Source organism: Inquilinus sp. CA228 (assembly GCF_052078665.1).
Classification (GTDB): Bacteria; Pseudomonadota; Alphaproteobacteria; order DSM-16000; family Inquilinaceae; genus Inquilinus.
Genome location: NZ_JBQJIK010000029.1, coordinates 56,532 through 77,083 on the forward strand (window position 1 = coordinate 56,532; position 20,552 = coordinate 77,083).

Below are 20,552 nucleotides of genomic sequence, written 5' to 3' on the forward strand. Positions count from 1 at the left end.
CAGACGGGTCGTGGTGATGCCTGTCCGGCAGTGGCCCGCCGGTCGGCTCGTGCTGATGTCGCCGGACCGGGAGGGCCCCCGATCCGGGCCGGTGGGAACCACCGGCTGCAGGAGCCAAGTGTCGTCAGCCGCGTTAATTGCGGATTTCAGAACCGGCCGAAATCGTTACAGATGAAATCCGGCGCCCGCTGCTGTTCCCGCGGGAACAGATGCGTCTCGGATGCGTCCTCAGGGACAGCCTGGCGCCGGTGCCTAAATTGCCCGCGCCGGGTCCGGCTTGTGAACATCCGTCAGGCACATGGTGGCATCCGGTTTGGGGTCGTCAGCTCCGGTTCCGCCAGACGCGGCGGCGGCGCACGGCCCCGTCGTGACCCAGCGCGCAGAACCCGGCGCCCTGGAAGTGGTCGGTCACCTCGGGCAGGGGCGAGACCTTGGGCTGGAAGGCCTCCGGCGCGGCGAAGTCGACCGTGCGGTCCTGCGGCCGGTAGCCCAGCGCGGTCGCCACCGAATTGTCCCACCACGCCGCGTCGGTGGCCGAGACGCCGTAGACGGTGGTGCAGTCGATCTCGGGATGCTCCAGGCCGATCAGCACCAGCTGGGCCAGGTCGCGCGGGCTGATCCATACCGCCAGGCCGCGGGGGTCGAACGGCCGCTCGCCGGCATTGCCGATGCGGATCGCCAGGGTGCGGATGCCGGCCTTCTCGAAATACACCCCGGCCTCCAGCTCGCCCCAGCATTTGCTGAGGCCGTAGAGGCTGTCCGGCCGCATCTGGTCCTCGACCCCGACGCTGGCGTCGCGCGGGTAGAAGCCGGTGACATGGTTGCTCGACGCCAGCACCACGCGGCCGATGCCGGCGCGGGCCGCCGCCTCATAGACATTGTGGGTGCCGAGCACGTTGACCCGCAGCATGTCCTCGGCCGCGCGCTCATTCGGATAGCCGGCGAAATGGACGATGGCGTCGGCGCCCTCGACCGCCGCGGTCAGCGCCGCCAGGTCGGTGATGTCGATGGAACTCCAGCTCTCATGCTCCGCCAGCGGGCTGGGGTCGACGACATCGAGGATGTGCACCGCCGCGATGCGGCCCGTCAGCGCCCGGCGCAGCACCCGGCCGACATTGCCCGAGCCGCCGGTCAGCACGATCGACTTGGCGGAGGTGGCGGCCGCAAGGGCTTCGGCGCCGGCGGGGCCACTGCCGGGCGGGACGTCTGAAATCAAGATCACACTCCTTCGAACATCCGCTGCCGGGCATTCAGCACGTGCCGGCGCATGGCTTCGGCCGCGGCTCCGGCGTCGCGCCGGCGGATCGCCTGGACGATCGCGACATGCTCGTCCTGCACCGCCCGGATCCGCTCCGGCGTCCGCATCCGGCTCAGGTGGCGGGTGATGTTCATGCCGACGGCGATGTGCGAGGCCAGCGAGGACTGCACGGCGACGTGATAGGGGTTGCGCGTCGCCCGGGCGACCGCCTCATGGAAGCGCCGGTCCTCGTCGGCCCCGAGCTCGCCATTGCCGAGGCAGGCTTCCAGGGCTTCGAGCGCGTCCTCGATCTCGCGCAGATCCTCCGCCTCCCAGCGCTCGGCGGCGAGCGCGGCGGCGACGGCCTCGAGCCCGGCGCGGAACTCGAAGCAGCGCTGCACATCGGCCAGCGAACGGACCTGGGCGAAGCGCAGCACCGCCAGGTCCGGCTGCCGCCGGACATAGGAGCCGGAGCCCTGGCGCGAGACCACCAGCCCGTCCTGCCGCAGCCGGCCCAGCGCCTCGCGCACCACCGGCCGCGACGCGCCGAATCGCACCGACAGTTCCGATTCCGAGGGCAGTCGGCTGTTCACGGCGAAATCGCCATGCGCGATCAGCGACACGATGCCGTCATAGACCACCTCGCTCAGCCGGGCCGGCGGCCCGCCGTCCCGCGGCAATAGGCCAGCATCGCCGTCCGTGCCACTCATGCCCGCCATCCCCCCGCCGGCAAGTTGTCAAGATTGATCACGGCTGTGATCCGCCTGGCCTTCGCGCCGAAATGGTCCACCCTCGCCTGGACTCACCGGTCTTTCCGCTGTTTGCGCTGCAGCAATCCCGGACGACAGAAAACATCCGGAACAAGGCCATTGCGGTTGTGATTTGTCAATATTTGTAATATGACCGGAGCGGCAAAGGAAGCGGGTCGGCACGCATGGCGAAGCCGGATCCGACGCAGCACACAGGGGAGGGTCCCAGGATGGACGACAAGCTCAGCGCCTCGCCGCACGTGTTCGCCCGACGCATGGTTCTGAAGGGTCTCGCCGGGGTGGCGGCGCTGCCGCTGGCCGTGCGCCTCGCCCATGCCCAGGCCGCCAAGGGCGAGGCCCCGGATCTGGCGCAGCTGGCGAAGGACGGCAAGCTGCCGCCGCTGGCCGAGCGGCTGCCGGCCAACCCGCTGGTGGTGCAGCCGCTGACCAGGGTCGGCACCTATGGCGGCACGCTGCATCGCGGCCTGCGCGGCTCGTCCGACCACAACGGCATCCTGCGCATGGTCGGCAACCAGGGCCTGGTGCGCTGGAACCTCGAATTCACCAAGGCCCTGCCCAACCTGGCGGAGAGCTGGGACATCAACGCCGACGCCACCGAGTTCGTGTTCCATCTGCGCAAGGGCACGAAATGGTCGGACGGCCAGCCCTTCACCGCGGACGACATCGTCTTCTCGATCGAGGACTGCGCCAAGAACTCCGAGCTCTACGGCTCCGTCCCGTCGCAGCTCGCCATCACCGGCAAGCCGGTCGTCGTCAGCAAGGTCGACGACGCCACGGTCAAGTTCACCTTCGCCGCGCCCTACGCCACCTATCTGGAGACGCTGGCGACCCCGCTGGGCCAGCACCCGACGCTGTTCGCCAAGCACTACGCCAGCCAGTTCCATCCCAAGTACAACGACAAGGTCGGCGAGCTGGTGACGCAGGCCAAGCTGTCGAAGTGGACCGATCTGTTCCGGGCCAAAAACGGCGACATCGAGATCCCGCAGCGCTGGGGCAATGCGGAGAAGCCGACCCTCGACCCCTGGGTGATCGCCGAGCCCTATGTCGGCGGCGCCACCCGCGTGGTGATGAAGCGCAACCCCTATTTCTGGCAGGTCGACACCGAGGGCAACCAGCTGCCCTATGTCGACGAGCTCTATTTCGGCATCTCGCAGGACGTCGAATCGCTGCTGCTCGACGCCATCTCCGGCAAGCTCGACATCCAGGAGCGGCACGTCAGCGCGCTCCAGAACAAGCCGACGCTGTCGCAGAACCGGGAGAAGGGCGGCTACCGCCTGATCGAGCTCGAACCCTCGGCGGCGCAGGCCTGCCAGATCTACCTGAACATCTGCCACAAGGACCCGAAGCTGCGGGCCTTCTTCAGCCAGAAGGAGGTGCGCCAGGCGCTGTCCCTCGGCATCGACCGGCAGGAGATCATCGAGCTGGTCTATTTCGGCCAGACCGAGCCCTACCAGACCGGGCCGCGGCCGAGCCATCCCTGGTACCATGAGAAGCTCGGCCGGCAGTTCACCGAGTTCGCTCCGGACCAGTCGGCCGCCATCCTGGACAAGGCCGGCTACAAGGCCGGCGGCGACGGCCTCCGCCTGCATCCCGACGGCAGCAAGATCTTCTTCGCCATCGACGTCATCCCGACCCTCAATCCCGACCTGGTCGACGTGCTCGAGCTGGTGAAGCGGCACTGGGCGGCGATCGGCATCGACATCAAGGTCAACACCATCGAGCGCGCGCTGTACTACACCCGCGGCGACAGCAACGACCACGACGCCGCGGTGTGGCCGGGCTCGGGCGGGCTCGACCCGATGTTCGACCCGCGCGACTTCTTCGCCCAGCACCCGCAGGGCTCGCGCTACGCCATCCCTTGGACGCTGTGGTACGTTTCGAACGGCCAGTCGGGCGAGGAGCCGCCGGAGAGCCAGAAGCAGCGCATGAAGCTGTTCGACGAGGCGCGCGGCACCGCCGATCTCGACAAGCGCGGCGCGATCATGAAGCAGCTGTTCGACCTGACCGCCGAGGCGTTCGAGACGGTCGGCGTCTGCCTCGCCGCCAACACCTTCGGCGTGGTCAAGACCAACCTGATCAACGCGCCGGAGAAGGAGCCGGATTCCTGGACCTGGCCGAATCCCGGCCCGGCCATGCCGCAGCAGTTCTTCTTCTCGAGCTGACGCGTCAGCCCGGGAAGCCGGCTTCCTCCGTCGCTCAGCGTTCGTTCCGAGGAGAGACCCGGATGCTCCGCTTCATCGCCAAGCGTCTGCTGTGGATGGTGCCCGCTCTGTTCGCGGTCAGCTTCCTGGCCTTCGTCCTGATCCAGCTGCCGCCCGGCGACTTCGTGACCAGCTATGTCGCGACGCTCGCCGCCTCGAACGAGATCGTCGACCAGAACGCGGCGGCGGCGCTGCGCGAGCGTTTCGGCCTGAACGACCCGATGCTGTGGCAGTACGCGAAGTGGATCGGCGGCATCATCACCCGCGGCGATTTCGGCCTGTCCTTCGAATGGCAGCAGCCGGTCAGCGACCTGATCTGGGAACGCATGGCGCTGACCCTGGTGCTGACCCTCGCCACCCTGATCGCGACCTGGGCGATCGCGCTGCCGATCGGGGTCTATTCCGCGGTGCGCAAATACTCGATCGGCGACAGCATCGTCACGATCATCACCTTCGCCGGGCTGGCCATCCCGTCCTTCCTGCTGGCGCTGGTGCTGATGTATGTCGCCGCCATCGAGTTCGGGCAGGACGTCAGCGGCCTGTTCTCGCCGGCATACGAGAACGCGCCCTGGAGCATCGCCAAGACCATCGACCTGCTGCAGCACCTGTGGATCCCGGTCCTGATCCTGGCCGTCTCGGGCACGGCCAGCCTGATCCGGGTGATGCGGGCGAACATGCTGGACGAGATCCATAAACCCTACGTCACCACGGCGCGCGCCAAGGGCCTGTCCGAGTTCCGCCTGCTGATGAAATACCCGGTGCGGGTCGCCCTCAACCCGTTCATCTCCACCCTGGCCTGGCTGCTGCCGAACCTGGTCTCCGGCTCGATCGTGGTGGCGATCGTGCTGAACCTGCCGACGGCGGCGCCGCTCTTGCTGCAGTCGCTGATGGCGCAGGACATGTATCTGGCCGGCGCCTTCGTGCTGCTGATCTGCGCCCTGACGCTGATCGGGGCGCTGATCAGTGACATCCTGCTGGCGCTGGTCGACCCGCGCATCCGCCTCGAATAGCCGGGAGGGGCCTGCATGACCGACATCGCGACCGTCGCGCCCGCCGGCCAGCTCGCCGTCGCCTCCCAGTGGCAGCTGATCTGGTGGGCCTTCCGCCGCCACCGGCTGGCCATGGCCTCGCTGGTGATCGTGGTGATCCTCTATGTGATCGCGGTCGTGCCCGGCCTGTTCGCGATCAACGACCCGAGCCAGCAGAATGCCCGCGCCGCCTTCCACCCGCCGCAGGCGATCCATCTGTTCGACCGGGCAGAGGACGGCAGCCTGCAGGTCGGCCTGTACTTCCACCCGCACAAGTTGGCCCGCGATCCCGAGACGCTGGCCGCGATCTACCAGGAGGACCCGGCGCGCAAGATCGCGATCTCGCTGTTCGGCCGCGGCTACACGTATTCGGTGCTCGGCCTGTTCACCACCGACCTGCACCTCGTCGCCTCGGCCGATCCGAAGCAGCCGCTGTTCCTGTTCGGCACCGACCGGCTGGGCCGCTGCGTCTGGAGCCGGATCATGCAGGGCGCCCAGATCTCGCTGTCGGTCGGCCTGCTCGGCGTGTTCCTGTCGCTCGCCATCGGCCTCGTCCTCGGCGGCATCTCCGGCTATTATGGCGGCCGGCCGGACTTCGTGATCCAGCGCGTGATCGAATTCGTGCTGGCTTTGCCGACGATCCCGATCTGGCTGGCCATGGCCGCCGCCCTGCCGCAGGACTGGCCGGCGATCACCCAGTATTTCATGATCACCGTGATCCTCTCGCTGACCGGCTGGGCCCAGCTGGCCCGCGTCGTCCGCGGCCGCTTCCTGTCGCTCAGGACCGAGGAGTTCGTCACCGCCGCCCGGCTCGACGGCTGCAGCGAGGGGCGGATCATCTTCCGGCACATGATGCCGAGCTTCCTCAGCCACATCATCGCCTCGGTGACGCTGGCGATCCCGGCCATGATCCTGGCCGAGACGGCGCTGTCCTTCCTCGGCCTCGGGCTGCAGCCGCCGACCATCTCCTGGGGCGTGCTGCTGCGCGAGGCGCAGAACATCCGGTCGATCGCGACCGCGCCCTGGCTGTTCGCGCCCGGCGCCTTCGTCGTGGTCGCGGTGATGGCGCTCAACCTGCTCGGCGACGGCCTGCGCGATGCGGCCGACCCCTACAACAAGTGATGGCCCCGATGTCGACACCCCCGGTGCCGTTCCACGGCCGCCCCAAGCCCGTCCTGGCGGTGCGCGACCTGGTGACCCATTTCCCGACCCGCGCCGGGCTGGTCAAGGCGGTCGACGGCGTGTCCTTCATGGTCGAACGCGGCAAGACGCTCTGCGTCGTCGGCGAAAGCGGCTCGGGCAAGAGCGTCACCGCGCGCTCGATCCTGCAGATCGTCGATACGCCCGGCCGCATCGTCTCCGGCGAGATGGTGCTGAACCGCGCCGACGGCAGCAGCGTCGACCTCGCCAAGCTGCACCCGCGCAGCCGGGCGATCCGTCGGGTGCGCGGCCGCGAGATCGCGATGATCTTCCAGGAGCCGATGTCGTCGCTGTCGCCGATCCACACGGTCGGCGACCAGATCATGGAGGTGCTGCGCCTGCATCTCGGCATGAGCAAGGCCGCGGCCCGGGCGCGGACGATCGAGCTCCTGAAGCAGGTCGAGATCCCGCGGCCGGAGCGGGCGATCGATCGCTACACCTTCGAATTCTCCGGCGGCATGCGCCAGCGCGCCATGATCGCCATGGCGCTGGCCTGCAACCCGCAGCTGCTGATTGCCGACGAGCCGACGACCGCCCTTGATGTCACCACCCAGGCCGAGATCCTCGACCTGATCAAGCGGCTGCAGGCCGAATTCGGCATGGCGGTGCTGTTCATCACCCATGACATGGGCGTGGTGGCCGAGATCGCCGACGACGTGCTGGTGATGTACCAGGGTCGGGTGATGGAGCACGGCTCCGTCGACCGCATCTTCCACGCGCCGGAAGACCCCTACACCAAGATGCTGATCGGCTCGGTCCTCAAGCTCGAGGACAAGGCCGAGATCCGCCTCCGGCGCCCCGCGCTGCCGGCCGACCGGCCGCCGGTGGTCGAGGTCGAGGGGCTGAAGATGCAGTTCGGCACCGGCAGCGCCGCCTTCGCGGCCGTCGACGACGTGTCGCTGCAGGTGAGGGCGGGGGAGACGCTCGGCATCGTCGGCGAATCCGGCTCCGGCAAGACCACCATGGGGCGCTGCCTGCTGCGCGTCTACGACCCGACCGGCGGCGCCATCCGCTATCGCCGGGCCGACGGCGCCGTGGTCGACCTGGCCAAGGCCGACAAGCCGACGCTGTCGGCCTGCCGGCGCGAGATCCGGATGATCTTCCAGGACCCGGTCTCCTCGCTCAACCCGCGCATGACCGTGGCACAGGTGATCGGCGAGCCGCTGCTGGTCAACGGCATCGCCAGGGGCAAGGACCTCGACGAGCGCGTCGCCGGGCTGATGCGCCAGGTCGGGCTCGAACCCGCCTGGCGCGAGCGCTACCCGCACGCCTTCTCCGGCGGCCAGCGCCAGCGCATCGGCATCGCCCGGGCCATCGCGTTGAACCCCCGCGTCATCGTCGCCGACGAGGCGACCTCGGCGCTCGACGTCTCGCTGCGCTTCCAGGTGCTGGACCTGTTGCTGAAGCTGCAGGACGAGCTCGACCTCGCCTACATCTTCATCAGCCACGACATCGGCGTGATCCGCTACATGTGCGACCGCGTCGGCGTGATGTATCGCGGCCGGCTGGTCGAGATCGGCCAGGCCGACGAGGTCTGCGAGGCGCCGACCCACGACTACACAAGGGCGCTGATCTCCGCCGTGCCGCGGCCCGATCCGCGCCGCCGCAGCATCCACAACCGCATCCGGTACACCGAACCCTCCGAGCGGAGCCTCGCGCTATGAAGATCACCGACATCCGGACCTTCCTGATGCAGGCCGGCCCGCCTGACCCCGACAAATGGGCGACGGACGGCCGGTCCGACGATTCGGCGATCGCGGAGGGCAAGCTCGGCGGCTTCCGCAACTGGCTGTTCGTCAAGGTCTATACCGACGCCGGCATCGTCGGCATCGGCGAATGCTCCGGCTGGCCGCGGGTGATCGAGACCGCGGTGCAGGATTTGAAGGCCCTGCTGGTCGGCGAGGACCCGACGCATATCGAGCGGCTGTGGCAGAAGATGCAGGTCGCGACGATGGGGCACGGCATGCTCGGCACGGTCGGCGCCGGCGCCATGACCGGCATCGACGTCGCGCTGTGGGACATCAAGGGCAAGGCGCTCGGCGTCCCGGTGTGGAACCTGCTCGGCGGCAAGATGCGCGACCGGGTGCCGATCTACTCCCACGCCAACACGGCCGAGGCGGCGCTGGCGGTGAAGAGCCACGGCATCCGGACCATCAAATGCGGCGGCGTCGCCGACCCGGTGCGCAAGGTGGCGATGCTGCGCGAGGCGGTGGGCGACGAGGTCGACATCGCCATCGACCTGCATGGCCCGCCCTGGCTGACCCCGGCCGATGCGGCCCGGCTGGCGCGGGCGCTCGAACCCTACAACCTGCTGTGGATCGAGGACCCGATCGCGCCGGACAACCTGGACGGCTACAAGCGCATCCGCGACGCCGCCCATGTGCCGCTGGCGGCGGGCGAGCGCATGGCGACGATCTTCGGCGAGCGCGAGCTGATCGAGCGCGACCTGGTCGACGTGATCCAGCCCGACACCGGGCGGGCCGGCGGCCTGACCCAGATGCGGAAGATCGCGGCGATGGCGGAGGCGCACCACATCATGATGGCGCCGCATTCCGGCTCGCTCGGCCCGGTCGCGGAATACGCGGCCATCCATCTTCTGGCCGCGATCCCGAACGGGCTGATCCTGGAGCGGCTCGATGCCGACTGGCCGGGCCGGGCCCGGACGGTGGTGCCGCATCCGCTGCAGCAGGATGGCTCGATCGCCGTGCCCGACACGCCCGGCCTCGGCTGCGACATCGACGAGGACTTCGTCGCGCGCTTTCCCAGCGAGCGCAACGTCGCCGTGCCGGGATCCGACCGGTCCTACACGCCGGGCACCCACCAGGAGCACGTCTATGTCCAGACGCGGCTCCGGCGGGCGCCGTACTTCAACGGGCGCTAGGGCGGCGGCTTGGCAGGTTGGAACGAAGCAGATGGATGGGCCGAGGCCACCCCCTCACCTGAGATCACACATCGGCAGAGTGAGCTTTTTTAAGTCCCCCCTCCCCTTGCGGGAGGGGGGCAGGGGGAGGGGTCTGCGCGCGAATGGGCAGGGCACCGAACTCGCCATCCGTGCCGGCCTGTGACGGTCCAGGCCGGGTCGAGCCGAGAAAACCCCCTCCCCCTATCCCCCTCCCGCGAGGGGAGGGGGGACTCAAAAGGAGGCGAAAGCCGTGATGGGAGGGTGAGGGGGAGTGGGGCCGTCTCAGACGCTCCAGCGCGACACCTCGCGCTCGAGCGTCTCCCGGTCTGCGGCATCGAGGGCAGGCAGGCCCGGCAGGCGCACCGCGCCGGCCGGAAGGCCGAGCAGGCCCAGCGCCTCCTTGACCACGGTGACGTTGGCGCCGTTGCCGTAGCGGGTGCGCAGCGTCTCGAAGCGGGCGATCTCGCTGACCAGGGCGCGGGCTCTGGCATAGTCGCCCGCCTCCAGCGCCGCATGGATGGCCAGCGACCGGGCCGGGTCGACATTGACCAGGCCGGAGGTGAAGCCGCGGGCGCCGAGGGCGTAGAACGGCGCCGCCCAGCCCTCGGCCAGGCCGCAGACCCAGACGGCGGTGCCGGCATCGCTCGACCGCACGCATTCGGCCAGCAGCATCAGGTTGGTGCTGGCGAACTTCACGCCGACGACATTGGGGTGGTTGGCGACCGACAGCAGGTCGGCCAGGCCCATGGCGTCGGACCGGACATAGGCGACCAGCGGCAGGTCGACCGCATCCGCGATCGCCCGGAAATAGGCGGCCTGCGCCTGCGGCGCGGCGAAGGGGTCGAGCGGCTGGTGCGACATGATCGCATTCGCCCCGGCCTCCTTGGCGCGGCGGCCCAGCGCGATCGCCTCGGTCAGCGACCGGCCGACGGCCGCAACGACGTTGCTGCGGCCCCGGGCGGCGGACACCGCGGTGTCGTGCACCAGCCGGACCTCGTCGGGCGACAGGGCGTAGAACTCGCCGGTATTGCCGGCAGCGACAATGTTGTGGATTCCGCCGGCGACGATGCGCTCGACGATGCGGCCGGTCAGATCCGCGTCGACGCCGCCATCGGCTGCATAGGCGGTCGCGTGCACGCCCGAGATGCCGCACAGCGCGCGCCGCAGGCCGTTCTGGTTGTCCATTCTTCGCTACTCCTTCCGGCGCGCGAACGCCGTCTGCACGTGTTGCCGGCCCGACCGCACGATGTGGTCGCGCATCGCCCGTTCGGCCGCGTCCTCGTCGCGCGCTTCGAGGGCCGCGAGGATGCTCAGATGCTCCTGCAGCGCGCGCTCCCGCTCGTCGGCATCGTTCAGCAGGAAGCGGCGCGTCGCCTTGTCGTAGACCAGTTGCCCGGCCAGCAGCCGCTGCAGGTAGCGGCAGCCCGACGCCGTGTGGATGGTGTCGTGGAAGGTCTCGTTCAGCGCGATCAGCCGGCGCACCACGCCCGCCGCCGTTGCCTGGCGCATGCTCTCCCCGACCGCGCGCAGCTCCGCGATCTCCTCATCCGTGATCCGCGCCGCCGCCAGGCGGGCGATCATGCTCTCCAGCGCCGCGCGCGCCAGCGCCATCTCCTCGGCCTGGGCGGCATCGAAGGTGATGCGGATGCCGCGGCGCGGCTCGGTCCGCACCAGCCCTTCCAGCTCCAGCCGGCGCAGCGCCTCCTTCAGCGGCGTGGTGCTGACGCCCAGCTCCGCCGCCGCCTGGCGCTCGTTCAGCAGCGAGCCGGTCGGCAGCTGGCCGGAGATGATGGCCTGGCGCAGCTGCTCGTGAACGTGCTCGCGCAGCCCCTTCAGCATGTTGGGATCGAGGGATGTCAGGGGGCGGTGCACGCTGTCCTCTTGCTGGATCGGGCGGCTTCCGGCGCCGGCAATTTCTTGAGACTTGATATATCAGGTCTCATCAGGTTAAGTCTAGCCGCGAGGAAGCAACAGGGCCTGGGAAGGATACGCGGCGTGAAGATCGACCGTCTGCGGACCTATATGACGCGCGACAAGGACCGTCCGCGTCTGCTCGTCGCCATCGACACCGATGACGGCCTGACCGGCTGGGGCGAGTGCTACAACCATGGCCCCGACCGGGCGCTGGCGCCGTTGCTCGACTACCTGTTCACCTTCCTGCAGGGGCAGGACCCGCGGCGGATCGAGTACATCGTCCAGTACCTGATGCAGCAGACCCGCTTCCCGCCCGGCGCGCTGACCCTGGCGGCGATCTCGGCGATCGACCATTGCCTGTGGGACATCTCGGCCAAGGCGCTCGGCGTCCCGGTCTACATGCTGCTCGGCGGCAACGTCCGTGACCGCGTGCGCGTCTATGCCGGCGTCTACACCGCCCCCGACGCCCCGGCCGCGCGGGAGGAGTTCGACCGGCTGAACGAGGCCTGGGGCCTGACCGCCTTCAAGCTCAGTCCCTACCGCATCAACATCTACGAGAACCGCTGGGGCGAGGTGGTGCGCACCAGCGCCGAGTATTTCCGCTCGCTGCGGGAGACGGTGCGCAGCGACTACGAGATCGCCTTCGACGCCCATGCCCGCATCTTCGAGCCGCACCAGGCGGTGCAGCTCGGCAACGCGCTGGCCCCCTACGACCCGCTGTTCTTCGAGGAGCCGATCCGGCCGGAGAATGTCGAGGTCTGGGGCGACATCAAGCGGCAGATGGCCTGCACCCTGGCGACCGGCGAGTCGCTGTACAACCGTTTCGAGTTCCTGCGGCTGCTGTCCCATCGCGGCGCCGACATCATCCAGCCCGACATCTGCGTCGTCGGCGGCCTGCTGGAGATGCGCAAGATCGCGGCGATCGCCGAGGCGCATTACGTCACGGTCGCGCCGCACAACCCGATGGGCCCGCTGGCCACGGCGGTGAACCTGCATTTCTCCGCCGCCCAGCCGAATTTCCGCATCCTCGAATACCGGCTGCCGCACGGCCCCAACTACACGTTCCAAGCCGGGGGCGAGGCTGGCGGCGGCGCCGAGCGGAGCGACCCCTCGGCCGGCGCCTGGTACGTGAAGGACCCGTATCTCCCTCGCGACGGCTATCTCGAGCTGCGCCCCGACCGTCCGGGCTGGGGCGTCGAGATCGACGAGGAGGTGCTGAAGACCGATGGCTACATCCATTGGGAGCGCCGCGTCGGCCGCCGCCCGGACGGATCGTCGGCGTTTCCGTAACAACCAAGAAGGCGGGCATCCGCCGCAACAGGGAGGACGAAATGAGACTGTCCCTACTGGCCGCGACCACGGCCCTGGCGCTCGCCTTCGGTGCGTCCGGCGTGCAGGCGGCGTCGCCGGCCAATGCACTGGTCATCGGCACGCAGCTCAGCGCCGTGCCCTCGCTCGACCCGGCGGCGATCAACGCGCGCACGCCGTCCGAGGTGGTGTCGAACCTCTACGACAACCTCGTGATGGTGACGCCCGACGACCTCGTCACGATCCGGCCGATGCTGGCCGAGAGCTGGGTCGTCTCCGACGACAAGCGCAGCATCACCCTGACGCTGCGCCAGGGCGTCACCTTCGTCTCCGGCAACCCGGTGACGGCGGAGGACGCGGCCTGGACCATCCAGCGCGTCATCAAGATGGGGCAGGTCGGGTCGACCGACATCGCGCTCTGGGGCTTCACCAAGGACAATGTCGAGCAGCTGGTCCAGGCCAAGGACGAGCGGACCCTGGTCATCAGCCTGCCGCAGCCGGTGTCGACCGATCTCGTGCTCTATTCCCTGGCCGGCGCCTCGCTCGGCATCATCGACAAGAAGACGGCGCTGTCGCACGAGCAGAACGGCGACCTGGCCCAGAACTGGCTGAAGGCGAACAGCGCCGGCAGCGGCCCCTACAAGCTGACGACGTGGCGGCCGAACGACATCCTGCTGTGCGACGCGCGGCCGGACTATTGGGGCGGCGCGCCGGCGATGAAGCGCGTGGTCATGCGCCACGTGCCGGAATCCGGCAACTTGCGGCTGCAGGTCGAGGCCGGCGACATCGATGTCGGCCAGTACATGGCGAACAGCGACATCGAGGCGCTGAAGGCCAAGGGCGCCGTGGTCGATCCCGGGCCGGGCCTCGGCTTCTACTACATGGCCATGAACACGCAGGACCCGGACCTCGCCAAGCCCAAGGTGCGCGAGGCGTTCCAGCACATCATCGACTGGAAGCCGCTGGCCGAGACCACGATGAACTTCAACGGCTTCCCCTGGCAGTCGATCATCCCCAAGGGCATGCCCGGCGCGCCGACGGGCGAGCCGACCGGCTACCAGTACGATCCCGAGCTGGCCAGGAAGCTGCTGGCCGAGGCCGGCTATCCGGACGGGCTGAAGAAGACGCTGTACCCGTCGGGCGACGCGCTCTTGAAGATGGCGGTGGCGCTGCAGGCCAGCGCCAAGAAGGCCGGGGTCGAGTTCGAGGTCGTGCCCGGCGAGCATGTGCCGGATTTCCGCGCCCGCCGCTACCAGGTGCTGGTCGGCAATTCCGGCTCGCGGCTGCCCGACCCGTTCGGCACGCTGGTGCAATACGCCTACAACCCGGACAACCGCGACGAGGCGAAGCTCGGCGGCTACTACCTCTGGCGCACCGCGCTCGACGCGCCCGAGCTGACCCAGCTGGTCACCCAGTCCAAGAGCGAGACCGACCCGGCCAAGCGGGCGCAGCTGTTCACCGAGATCGACCAGAAGTTCAAGGAGATGGTGCCATCGCTGGTGATCGTGCTGCAGCGCACCGATCCCTATGTCATCCGCCAGGGGATCACCGGCTATGCCGGCAACCCGACCTGGTCGACGCGCTGGCTCGACGTCAAGAAGAACTGAGGCGGCTGGCCCATGACGACGATCGACACGTTCAACCGGCCCGCGCGCTTCCTGCGCATGCGGCGCCTGTCGGGCCGCACTTTGTCGATCGTCGTCACCCTGGTCGGGCTGATGCTGCTGACCTTCTCGATGGGGCGGCTGCTGCCGGCCGACCCGGTGCTGGCGGTGACGGGGTCGGAGGTCGACAGCGCCACCTATGACCGGGTGTACCAGGAACTCGGCCTCGACCAGCCGGTGTGGTGGCAGTTCCTGTCCTATGTCGGCCGGGTCGTCACCGGCGATCTGGGCCGGTCGCTGACCACCGGGCAGTCGGTCTCGGCCGACCTGCTCAGCGTCTTCCCGGCCACCATCGAGCTCGCCCTCGTCGCCATCCTGTGCGGCACGCTGGTCGGGGTGCCGCTCGGCGTCGTCGCCGCGGTCAACCGCGGCAAGCCGATCGACCATGTCGCCCGGGTGATCGGCCTGGCCGGCCATTCGGTGCCGATCTTCTGGCTCGGCCTGATCGCGCTGATCGTGTTCTACGCCAAGCTGCAATGGGTCGCCGCCTCGGGCCGGATCGACATCCTCAACGAAGGCATGGTCCCGCCGATCACCGGGCTGCTGCTGCTCGACACGGCGCTGCAGGGCGAATGGGACGTGTTCCGCGACGCGCTCGACCACATCATCCTGCCCGGCGCCGTGCTCGGCTACTACTCGGTCGCCTATATCAGCCGCATGACCCGCAGCTTCATGCTCGAGCAGCTGGGCCAGGAATACATCGTCTCCGCCCGGGCCAAGGGCGTGTCCCGCCGGCGGATGATCTGGGCCCACGCCTTCAAGAACATCCGCGTGCAGCTGCTGACCGTCATCGCGCTGACCTTCGGCGGGCTGCTCGACGGCGCGGTGCTGATCGAGACGGTGTTCGGCTGGCCCGGCCTCGGCCAATACCTCACCCGGGGGCTGAAGATGAACGACATGAACGTGGTGATGGGCGCGGTGCTGCTGATCGGCATCACCTTCCTCGCCATCAACATCATCTCCGACCGCCTCTACCGCATCCTGGACCCGCGCACCCGATGACCGCGACCTTCACCGACGGCGGCCTGCGAGCCTGGCTGAAGACGGACGCGCCGCGCACCGTCTTCCAGTCGGCGATGCAGCAGCTGTATCGCGGCTGGCGGCGCTTCGCCACGCATCCGCTCGGGCTCGTGGGGCTCGCCGTCATCCTGCTGCTGGTGATCGCGGCGATCGCGGCGCCCTGGCTGACCTCCTACGACCCGATCGCGCAGGACATGGTCAACCGGCTGCAGCCGCCCTCGGCGGCGCATTGGTTCGGCACCGACGAGTTCGGCCGCGACGTCTTCGCCCGCGTCGTCTACGGCGCCCGGACGACGATCTACATCATCCTGCTCGTCACCGTCATCGTCGCCCCGATCGGCCTGCTGATCGGCGCCTGCGCCGGTTATCTCGGCGGCTGGGCCGACGAGGTGCTGATGCGGGTCACCGACATCTTCCTGTCCTTCCCCGGCCTGGTGCTGGCGCTGGGCTTCGCCGCGGCGCTGGGCCCCGGCATCACCAACGCCATCATCGCCATCGCCCTGACCGCCTGGCCGCCGATGGCCCGGCTGGCCCGGGCCGAGGCGCTGAGCCTGCGGAAGGCCGACTTCATCGCCGCGGTGCGGCTGCAGGGGGCGTCGAAGACCCGGATCATCACCCGCCACATCCTGCCGATGTGCCTGCCCTCGCTGGTCGTGCGCCTGACCCTGAACATGGCCGGCATCATCCTGACCGCGGCGGGCCTCGGCTTCCTCGGCCTCGGGGCGCAGCCGCCGCTGCCGGAATGGGGCGCCATGGTCTCGACGGGGCGTGAATTCATGATCGACTGCCCCTGGGTGATCACCGCGCCCGGCATCGCCATCGCCGTGGTCAGCCTGGCCTTCAACCTGGCCGGCGACGCGCTGCGCGACGTGCTCGACCCGAGGTCCGGCGAATGAGCCCCCTGATCGAGGTCCGCAACCTCGGCATCGCCTTCGGCCGCGGCGACGCCGCCGTCCCGGTGGTGCGCGGCGTGTCCTTCACCCTCGGGCGCGAAAAACTCGGCATCGTCGGCGAGTCCGGCGCCGGCAAATCGACCGTCGGCCGCGCCCTGATGCGCCTGCTGCCGCCGGGCGCCCGGGTCACGGCCGACCGCATGGCCTTCCGCGACACCGACCTGCTCGCGGCCAGCGAGCGGCAGATGATGGCCCTCCGCGGCCGGCGCATGGGCCTGATCCTGCAGGACCCGAAATACTCGCTGAACCCGGTCGTGCCGGTCGGCGAGCAGATCGCCGAGGCCTGGCGGCTGCATCACAGGGGACCGGCCCGCGAGGCGCGCGAGCGCACCCTGGCGATCCTGGAGGCGGTGAAGATCCGCGATCCCGCCCGGGTCGCGCGCCTCTACCCGCACGAGATCTCCGGCGGCATGGGCCAGCGCGTCATGATCGCGATGATGCTGATCGCCGGCCCGGACGTGGTGATCGCCGACGAGCCGACCTCGGCGCTCGACGTCACCGTGCGGCTCGAGGTGCTGCACCTGCTGGACGAGCTGATCGAGAGCCGCGGCCTCGGCCTGATCCTGATCAGCCACGACCTCAACCTGGTCCGCCGCTTCTGCGACCGGGTCGTCATCATGTATGCCGGACGGGTGATGGAGACCCTGCCGGCCGCCGATCTCGACCGGGCCGAGCATCCCTACACGCGCGGGCTGCTGGCCTCGCTGCCCTCGATCCACCACGCCCAGGACCGGCTGCCGGTGCTGCGCCGCGATCCGACCTGGCTGGCCGCTGCCGGAGGCACGCCATGATCGAGGTCCGCGATCTCGCCGTGCGCTTCGCCGCCGACGCCCCGCCAGCGGTGGCCGGAATCTCCTTCGCCGTCGCGGCGGGCGAGACCTTCGGCCTGGTCGGCGAATCCGGCTGCGGCAAGTCGACGGTGCTGCGGGCTCTGGCTGGCTTGATCACCGACTATGCCGGGGAGGTGCGGCTCGACGGCACCGCGCTGCCGGCCGGCCGGCCGCGCGGCTTCTTCAAGCGGGTGCAGATGGTGTTCCAGGACCCCTACGGGTCGCTGCATCCGCGCCAGACCATCCAGGCCCAGCTGCTGGAGCCGCTGCGCAACCAGGGGCTCGTTCCGCCGGCGGATGCGGTCGGCGCGGCGCTGGACTCGGTCGGGCTGCCGCGCACCGCCGCCTTCCGCTACCCGCACCAGCTCTCCGGCGGGCAGCGCCAGCGGGTGGCGATCGCCCGCGCGCTGATGCTGCAGCCGGAGGTGCTGCTGCTGGACGAGCCGACCTCCGCCCTCGACGTCTCGGTGCAGGCGGAGATCCTCAACCTGCTGATGGACCTGCGGGCGCAGCGGGGCCTGACCTATATCCTGGTCAGCCACGACCTGGCCGTGGTCGCCCATATGTGCCACCGCATCGCGGTGATGCAGGGCGGCCGCATCGTCGACGGCTTCGACGCGGCGACTTTGCGCGCCGGCACGCCCGCGCACCCGTATACGCAGGAGCTGCTCGCCGCCAGCGAAGCCTATGGCGAAGCGCCGGCGGGCTGAGGTCTCACTGGAGCGTGCTGTGCTCATCCTCGGCCGCGTCTTCAGCAGGCACTGATGTCTCAGGCCGGGCTTGCGGTGCCGGTCCGCAATGATATCTAGTGATCCGGGAGGGACCGATGCCCCGCAGCTTCGCCCTTGGTGAGCGCTTCGAGGCGTTCATCGACCAGCAGGTCAAGAGCGGCCGCTACAACAACGCCAGCGAGGTCGTGCGCGACGGCCTGCGCATTCTGGAGGATCTCGAGCTCGTGCGTCAGAAACGCGTCGAGGAGATCCGCCAGTTGCTCGCCGAGGCCGAGGGCGACGATCTGATTCCCGCCGACCAGGTCTTCGACGAGCTGCGTCGCCGGTACAGGGGGGTGGCCGCCGGATCGGATGACGCGATCTGATCCAAGGTCATCCTGCTCTAAACACAATGTGCAGTTGTATTAATCTGCGATCACGTTCATGATACGTTCTATGGACGCGACGCAGACCGATTCGAACTCGCAGGCCCTGGCCGGCCCCCAGGAGGGGCAGGCGGCGCGGCATCTGCGCATGCTGGCCCTGGCGGTCGATATCCTGAGGGCGGTGATGGGGGCGGTCCACCGGCTACGCGGCCAGGATCACCCGCAAGGTGCGACCGGCGGCGCTGGCGGGCAAGTCGATCGTGACGCCGCTCTCCGTCCGCGGGGTGGCGGAGTCGTCGCCGATGCGCAGGTCCAGTACCCGGTCCGGGGCCAGCGACGGGAAGCGCAGCCAGGCGCCGGACGGCAGCTCCGGCGGCAGGGTGACGGCGATGTCGCCCTCGCCGAAGCGCAGCTGCGACAGCCGGCCGACGAGGTTCGTCTCCAGCAAGGTCCGGCTGCCGCGGCGCAGCGCCAGCACGCCGTCCGCGATGGCGACCGTCACCGCGCCGGCCGGGCTGGCGATCGGGCCCAGCGTCGCGTCGGCGCCGTCATTCACCAGCTCCCACCCGCCCCAGGGGTTGATGTCCATTACTTGGGCGACGCCCAGCGCCGGCATCAGCGCGCCCCAGCTGTAGAAGCCCTCGGTGTCCGGCTGGTCCATCGGCTCGCCGGTCTCGGCGTTGAAGTTCTCCGGGCACAGCCGGCGCTCGTCCCAGGCCCGGGCGAACAGGCGGACGCTGTCCTCGGCCAGCTTCACGGCCTCGGCCTCGAAGCCGTTGCGGCGCAGCCCGTGCCAGACCATCCAGTTCAAGGGCGGCCAGATCCGGCCGCGCCAGTAGGAATTGTCCTTCGCCGCCGGGTCGTCCCGCGTGGTGCCGGGGATGACGAAGGCGCCGCCGAAGGTGGCCGGGTCCGCGAGATGGGCCAGCAGCAGCTGCGCCTGCTCGGGCGAGGCGGCGCCGCAGATCAGCGGGTAGAAGCTGGTCGGCCCCAGGCTGCGCACGAAGTCGCCGGACCACAGCCGGTTGGCGAAGATGCCGCGGCTGTCGTCCCACAGCTCCGTCCCGATCTTCGCCCGGGTGCGCGAAGCGGTCTCGGCATGGGCCGCCGCGGCGGCGTCGTCGCCCAGCTCGGCCGCGATCCAGGACAGCACCTCGGCGTCGAAGGCCAAGAGGCTGTTCAGCCCGACATCCTCCGACCGCAGGGTGCGCGTCGCCGGGTCGTATTCCGCCTCGTCATGGATCGGCGAGTTGTCCATGCTGGATTCGTTCCGCGCGCCGAAGGAGGTGCCCTTGTACAGCCCCTCGCCGACATCCGAGGTGCCGTAGGACACGAGGCCGCGGCCGCGCGGGTCGCGCTCGCGCCACCACCAGGCGTGGTTGCGCGCCAGCGTGCCATAGGCCAGCTCCAGCATCGGCCGCGAGCGCGAGCGGAGATAGATCAGCCACAGCAGGAACGACCCGATCGGCAGCTGGGTGCGGTCGACCCAGGCGTCGTTGGCGGTCAGCAGGCAGGCGAGGTTGCCCTCCGGCGTGGCGCTGGCCAGCGACGCCGCCAGGTTCTCACGCGCCATCTCCTGGTCGAGATAGCCGGTGAGGAGCGCGTTGTAGAGCTGGTCGTTCAGCCAGACGCCGAAGCCGCCGAACTTGGACAGGTTCCAGTTCCGGCTGATCGAGGTGTAGGGGCGGTGGTTGACCTCGTCCCACACCGTGTTCCAGGCCATCACGTCGCGCAGCGCGTCCAGCGCTCCGGCCTGGGCCCCCGTTTGGCAGGGCAGGGCAGGTGCCTCGCCCGGCTCGGCCGCCAGCGCGCGGGCGCGCTCGACCGCCAGATCCGCCCGGTCGGCCACGGCGACGCCGATGCCGCCGTCGCGCATCATCTCCAGGTTGAAGCGCAGCACCAGCACCGGCGCGGACTCCGACCGCGAGGCGAGGTGGAAGTAGCCGTTGGTCTCGTAGTCTTCGGCCACGGCCTCGACCGTGGCGTGGCCGGTCACCTGCACCGGCGGCTCGGCGCTGGCCAGGGCGACGAAGCGGTGCCCGACCTTGACCACGGCGGCGCCCGCGGGGTCCCAGCGCACCACCTGCCCGTCCTCGGCCGACAGGCACAGGTTGAACCAGAACCGCAGGCCCCATTCGCCGGTCTTCACCGTGCGCCAGGTGCCGGACAGCTCGAACGGCCCGTGCTTGGCCCAGCGCCAGGCCAGGCCGGTGCCGGCATGGTCGAGGTCCAGCTCCACCAGGCTGCCGTCGAGGGCATGGCGGCCGTACTTGACCGACTTCGCCGGGTACAGCGTGGCGCTGCGGCTGCTGTCGGCATAGGCCAGCGGCGTCACCCGCACGCCGAGCGGCAGGAACACCATCTCGGCCGGGCGGCTAGACCAGGTGTTCCAGGCCCGGGCGAGCGGGACGGTGGTATCGCGCAGCATC

At 69.5% G+C, this 20,552-nt stretch carries 17 protein-coding genes; 12 read left to right on the forward strand and 5 right to left on the reverse strand.

Features of this window, described 5'->3' with window-relative positions; all coding sequences use genetic code 11:
* Positions 1-322: 322 nt before the first annotated feature.
* Entirely contained in the window at positions 323-1,216 is an 894-nt protein-coding gene (locus tag ACTOWL_RS16300; RefSeq protein WP_441322302.1) for an NAD-dependent epimerase/dehydratase family protein, read from the reverse strand.
* A gap of 2 nt (positions 1,217-1,218) precedes the next feature.
* Positions 1,219-1,947, reverse strand: coding sequence for a FadR/GntR family transcriptional regulator (locus ACTOWL_RS16305; protein ID WP_441322303.1), 729 nt, complete (start codon positions 1,945-1,947; stop codon positions 1,219-1,221).
* Positions 1,948-2,216: 269 nt separating this feature from the next.
* On the opposite strand from ACTOWL_RS16305, the gene ACTOWL_RS16310 reads away from it, so the two are divergent.
* The 5 genes from ACTOWL_RS16310 (at position 2,217) to ACTOWL_RS16330 (ending at position 9,317) form a co-directional block, all read left to right on the forward strand.
* Positions 2,217-4,169, forward strand: a complete 1,953-nt coding sequence (locus tag ACTOWL_RS16310) for an ABC transporter substrate-binding protein (RefSeq protein WP_441322304.1) — start codon at positions 2,217-2,219, stop codon at positions 4,167-4,169.
* A 62-nt stretch (positions 4,170-4,231) separates the two neighbouring features.
* On the forward strand, positions 4,232-5,218 hold the full coding sequence (locus ACTOWL_RS16315; RefSeq protein WP_441322305.1) for an ABC transporter permease: 987 nt from the start codon (positions 4,232-4,234) through the stop codon (positions 5,216-5,218).
* A gap of 15 nt (positions 5,219-5,233) precedes the next feature.
* Positions 5,234-6,358 (forward strand): ABC transporter permease, encoded by a 1,125-nt coding sequence (locus ACTOWL_RS16320; protein ID WP_441322306.1) that lies wholly within the window; start codon positions 5,234-5,236, stop codon positions 6,356-6,358.
* Between the two features lie 8 nt (positions 6,359-6,366).
* On the forward strand, positions 6,367-8,100 hold the full coding sequence (locus ACTOWL_RS16325) for an ABC transporter ATP-binding protein (protein WP_441322307.1): 1,734 nt from the start codon (positions 6,367-6,369) through the stop codon (positions 8,098-8,100).
* Entirely contained in the window at positions 8,097-9,317 is a 1,221-nt protein-coding gene (locus ACTOWL_RS16330) for a mandelate racemase/muconate lactonizing enzyme family protein (protein ID WP_441322308.1), read from the forward strand. The genes ACTOWL_RS16325 and ACTOWL_RS16330 overlap by 4 nt, the downstream gene beginning before the upstream one ends.
* A 303-nt stretch (positions 9,318-9,620) precedes the next feature.
* Here ACTOWL_RS16330 and ACTOWL_RS16335 read toward each other — a convergent pair whose 3' ends face one another.
* Together ACTOWL_RS16335 and ACTOWL_RS16340 are read right to left on the reverse strand one after the other, a co-directional pair.
* Positions 9,621-10,523, reverse strand: coding sequence for a dihydrodipicolinate synthase family protein (locus ACTOWL_RS16335; protein ID WP_441322309.1), 903 nt, complete (start codon positions 10,521-10,523; stop codon positions 9,621-9,623).
* A gap of 6 nt (positions 10,524-10,529) precedes the next feature.
* Complete coding sequence (locus tag ACTOWL_RS16340) at positions 10,530-11,210, reverse strand: GntR family transcriptional regulator (protein ID WP_441322310.1); 681 nt, start codon at positions 11,208-11,210, stop codon at positions 10,530-10,532.
* A 123-nt stretch (positions 11,211-11,333) separates the two neighbouring features.
* On the opposite strand from ACTOWL_RS16340, the gene ACTOWL_RS16345 reads away from it, so the two are divergent.
* The 7 genes from ACTOWL_RS16345 (at position 11,334) to ACTOWL_RS16375 (ending at position 18,123) form a co-directional block, all read left to right on the forward strand.
* Entirely contained in the window at positions 11,334-12,542 is a 1,209-nt protein-coding gene (locus ACTOWL_RS16345) for a mandelate racemase/muconate lactonizing enzyme family protein (protein WP_441322311.1), read from the forward strand.
* A gap of 41 nt (positions 12,543-12,583) precedes the next feature.
* Complete coding sequence (locus tag ACTOWL_RS16350; protein ID WP_441322312.1) at positions 12,584-14,167, forward strand: ABC transporter substrate-binding protein; 1,584 nt, start codon at positions 12,584-12,586, stop codon at positions 14,165-14,167.
* Positions 14,168-14,179: 12 nt separating this feature from the next.
* Positions 14,180-15,226 (forward strand): ABC transporter permease, encoded by a 1,047-nt coding sequence (locus ACTOWL_RS16355; protein WP_441322313.1) that lies wholly within the window; start codon positions 14,180-14,182, stop codon positions 15,224-15,226.
* A complete protein-coding gene (gene nikC, locus ACTOWL_RS16360) occupies positions 15,223-16,140 on the forward strand; it encodes a nickel transporter permease (protein ID WP_441322314.1) in 918 nt (305 codons plus the stop codon). Before ACTOWL_RS16355 ends, nikC begins: the two co-directional genes overlap by 4 nt.
* Entirely contained in the window at positions 16,137-16,988 is an 852-nt protein-coding gene (locus ACTOWL_RS16365) for an ABC transporter ATP-binding protein (protein WP_441322315.1), read from the forward strand. Before nikC ends, ACTOWL_RS16365 begins: the two co-directional genes overlap by 4 nt.
* A complete protein-coding gene (locus tag ACTOWL_RS16370) occupies positions 16,985-17,737 on the forward strand; it encodes an ABC transporter ATP-binding protein (protein WP_441322316.1) in 753 nt (250 codons plus the stop codon). Before ACTOWL_RS16365 ends, ACTOWL_RS16370 begins: the two co-directional genes overlap by 4 nt.
* Before the next feature lie 116 nt (positions 17,738-17,853).
* The gene (locus ACTOWL_RS16375) at positions 17,854-18,123 is read left to right on the forward strand and encodes a type II toxin-antitoxin system ParD family antitoxin (protein WP_441322317.1); all 270 of its coding nucleotides are present in this window, start codon (positions 17,854-17,856) and stop codon (positions 18,121-18,123) included.
* A gap of 202 nt (positions 18,124-18,325) precedes the next feature.
* Here ACTOWL_RS16375 and ACTOWL_RS16380 read toward each other — a convergent pair whose 3' ends face one another.
* On the reverse strand, positions 18,326-20,551 hold the full coding sequence (locus ACTOWL_RS16380) for an MGH1-like glycoside hydrolase domain-containing protein (protein WP_441322318.1): 2,226 nt from the start codon (positions 20,549-20,551) through the stop codon (positions 18,326-18,328).
* Position 20,552: the final 1 nt, after the last annotated feature.

What these genes read in the sequence shown, in the direction of transcription:
- ACTOWL_RS16350 (WP_441322312.1), top strand. Translation starts at nt 12,584, where the DNA reads ATGAGACTGTCCCTACTGGCCGCGACCACGGCCCTGGCGCTCGCCTTC.
- ACTOWL_RS16370 (WP_441322316.1), top strand. Translation starts at nt 16,985, where the DNA reads ATGATCGAGGTCCGCGATCTCGCCGTGCGCTTCGCCGCCGACGCCCCG.
- ACTOWL_RS16325 (WP_441322307.1), top strand. Translation starts at nt 6,367, where the DNA reads ATGTCGACACCCCCGGTGCCGTTCCACGGCCGCCCCAAGCCCGTCCTG.
- ACTOWL_RS16310 (WP_441322304.1), top strand. Translation starts at nt 2,217, where the DNA reads ATGGACGACAAGCTCAGCGCCTCGCCGCACGTGTTCGCCCGACGCATG.
- ACTOWL_RS16380 (WP_441322318.1), bottom strand. Translation starts at nt 20,551, where the DNA reads ATGCTGCGCGATACCACCGTCCCGCTCGCCCGGGCCTGGAACACCTGG.
- ACTOWL_RS16330 (WP_441322308.1), top strand. Translation starts at nt 8,097, where the DNA reads ATGAAGATCACCGACATCCGGACCTTCCTGATGCAGGCCGGCCCGCCT.
- ACTOWL_RS16375 (WP_441322317.1), top strand. Translation starts at nt 17,854, where the DNA reads ATGCCCCGCAGCTTCGCCCTTGGTGAGCGCTTCGAGGCGTTCATCGAC.
- nikC (WP_441322314.1), top strand. Translation starts at nt 15,223, where the DNA reads ATGACCGCGACCTTCACCGACGGCGGCCTGCGAGCCTGGCTGAAGACG.
- ACTOWL_RS16315 (WP_441322305.1), top strand. Translation starts at nt 4,232, where the DNA reads ATGCTCCGCTTCATCGCCAAGCGTCTGCTGTGGATGGTGCCCGCTCTG.
- ACTOWL_RS16335 (WP_441322309.1), bottom strand. Translation starts at nt 10,523, where the DNA reads ATGGACAACCAGAACGGCCTGCGGCGCGCGCTGTGCGGCATCTCGGGC.
- ACTOWL_RS16305 (WP_441322303.1), bottom strand. Translation starts at nt 1,947, where the DNA reads ATGAGTGGCACGGACGGCGATGCTGGCCTATTGCCGCGGGACGGCGGG.
- ACTOWL_RS16365 (WP_441322315.1), top strand. Translation starts at nt 16,137, where the DNA reads ATGAGCCCCCTGATCGAGGTCCGCAACCTCGGCATCGCCTTCGGCCGC.
- ACTOWL_RS16355 (WP_441322313.1), top strand. Translation starts at nt 14,180, where the DNA reads ATGACGACGATCGACACGTTCAACCGGCCCGCGCGCTTCCTGCGCATG.
- ACTOWL_RS16320 (WP_441322306.1), top strand. Translation starts at nt 5,234, where the DNA reads ATGACCGACATCGCGACCGTCGCGCCCGCCGGCCAGCTCGCCGTCGCC.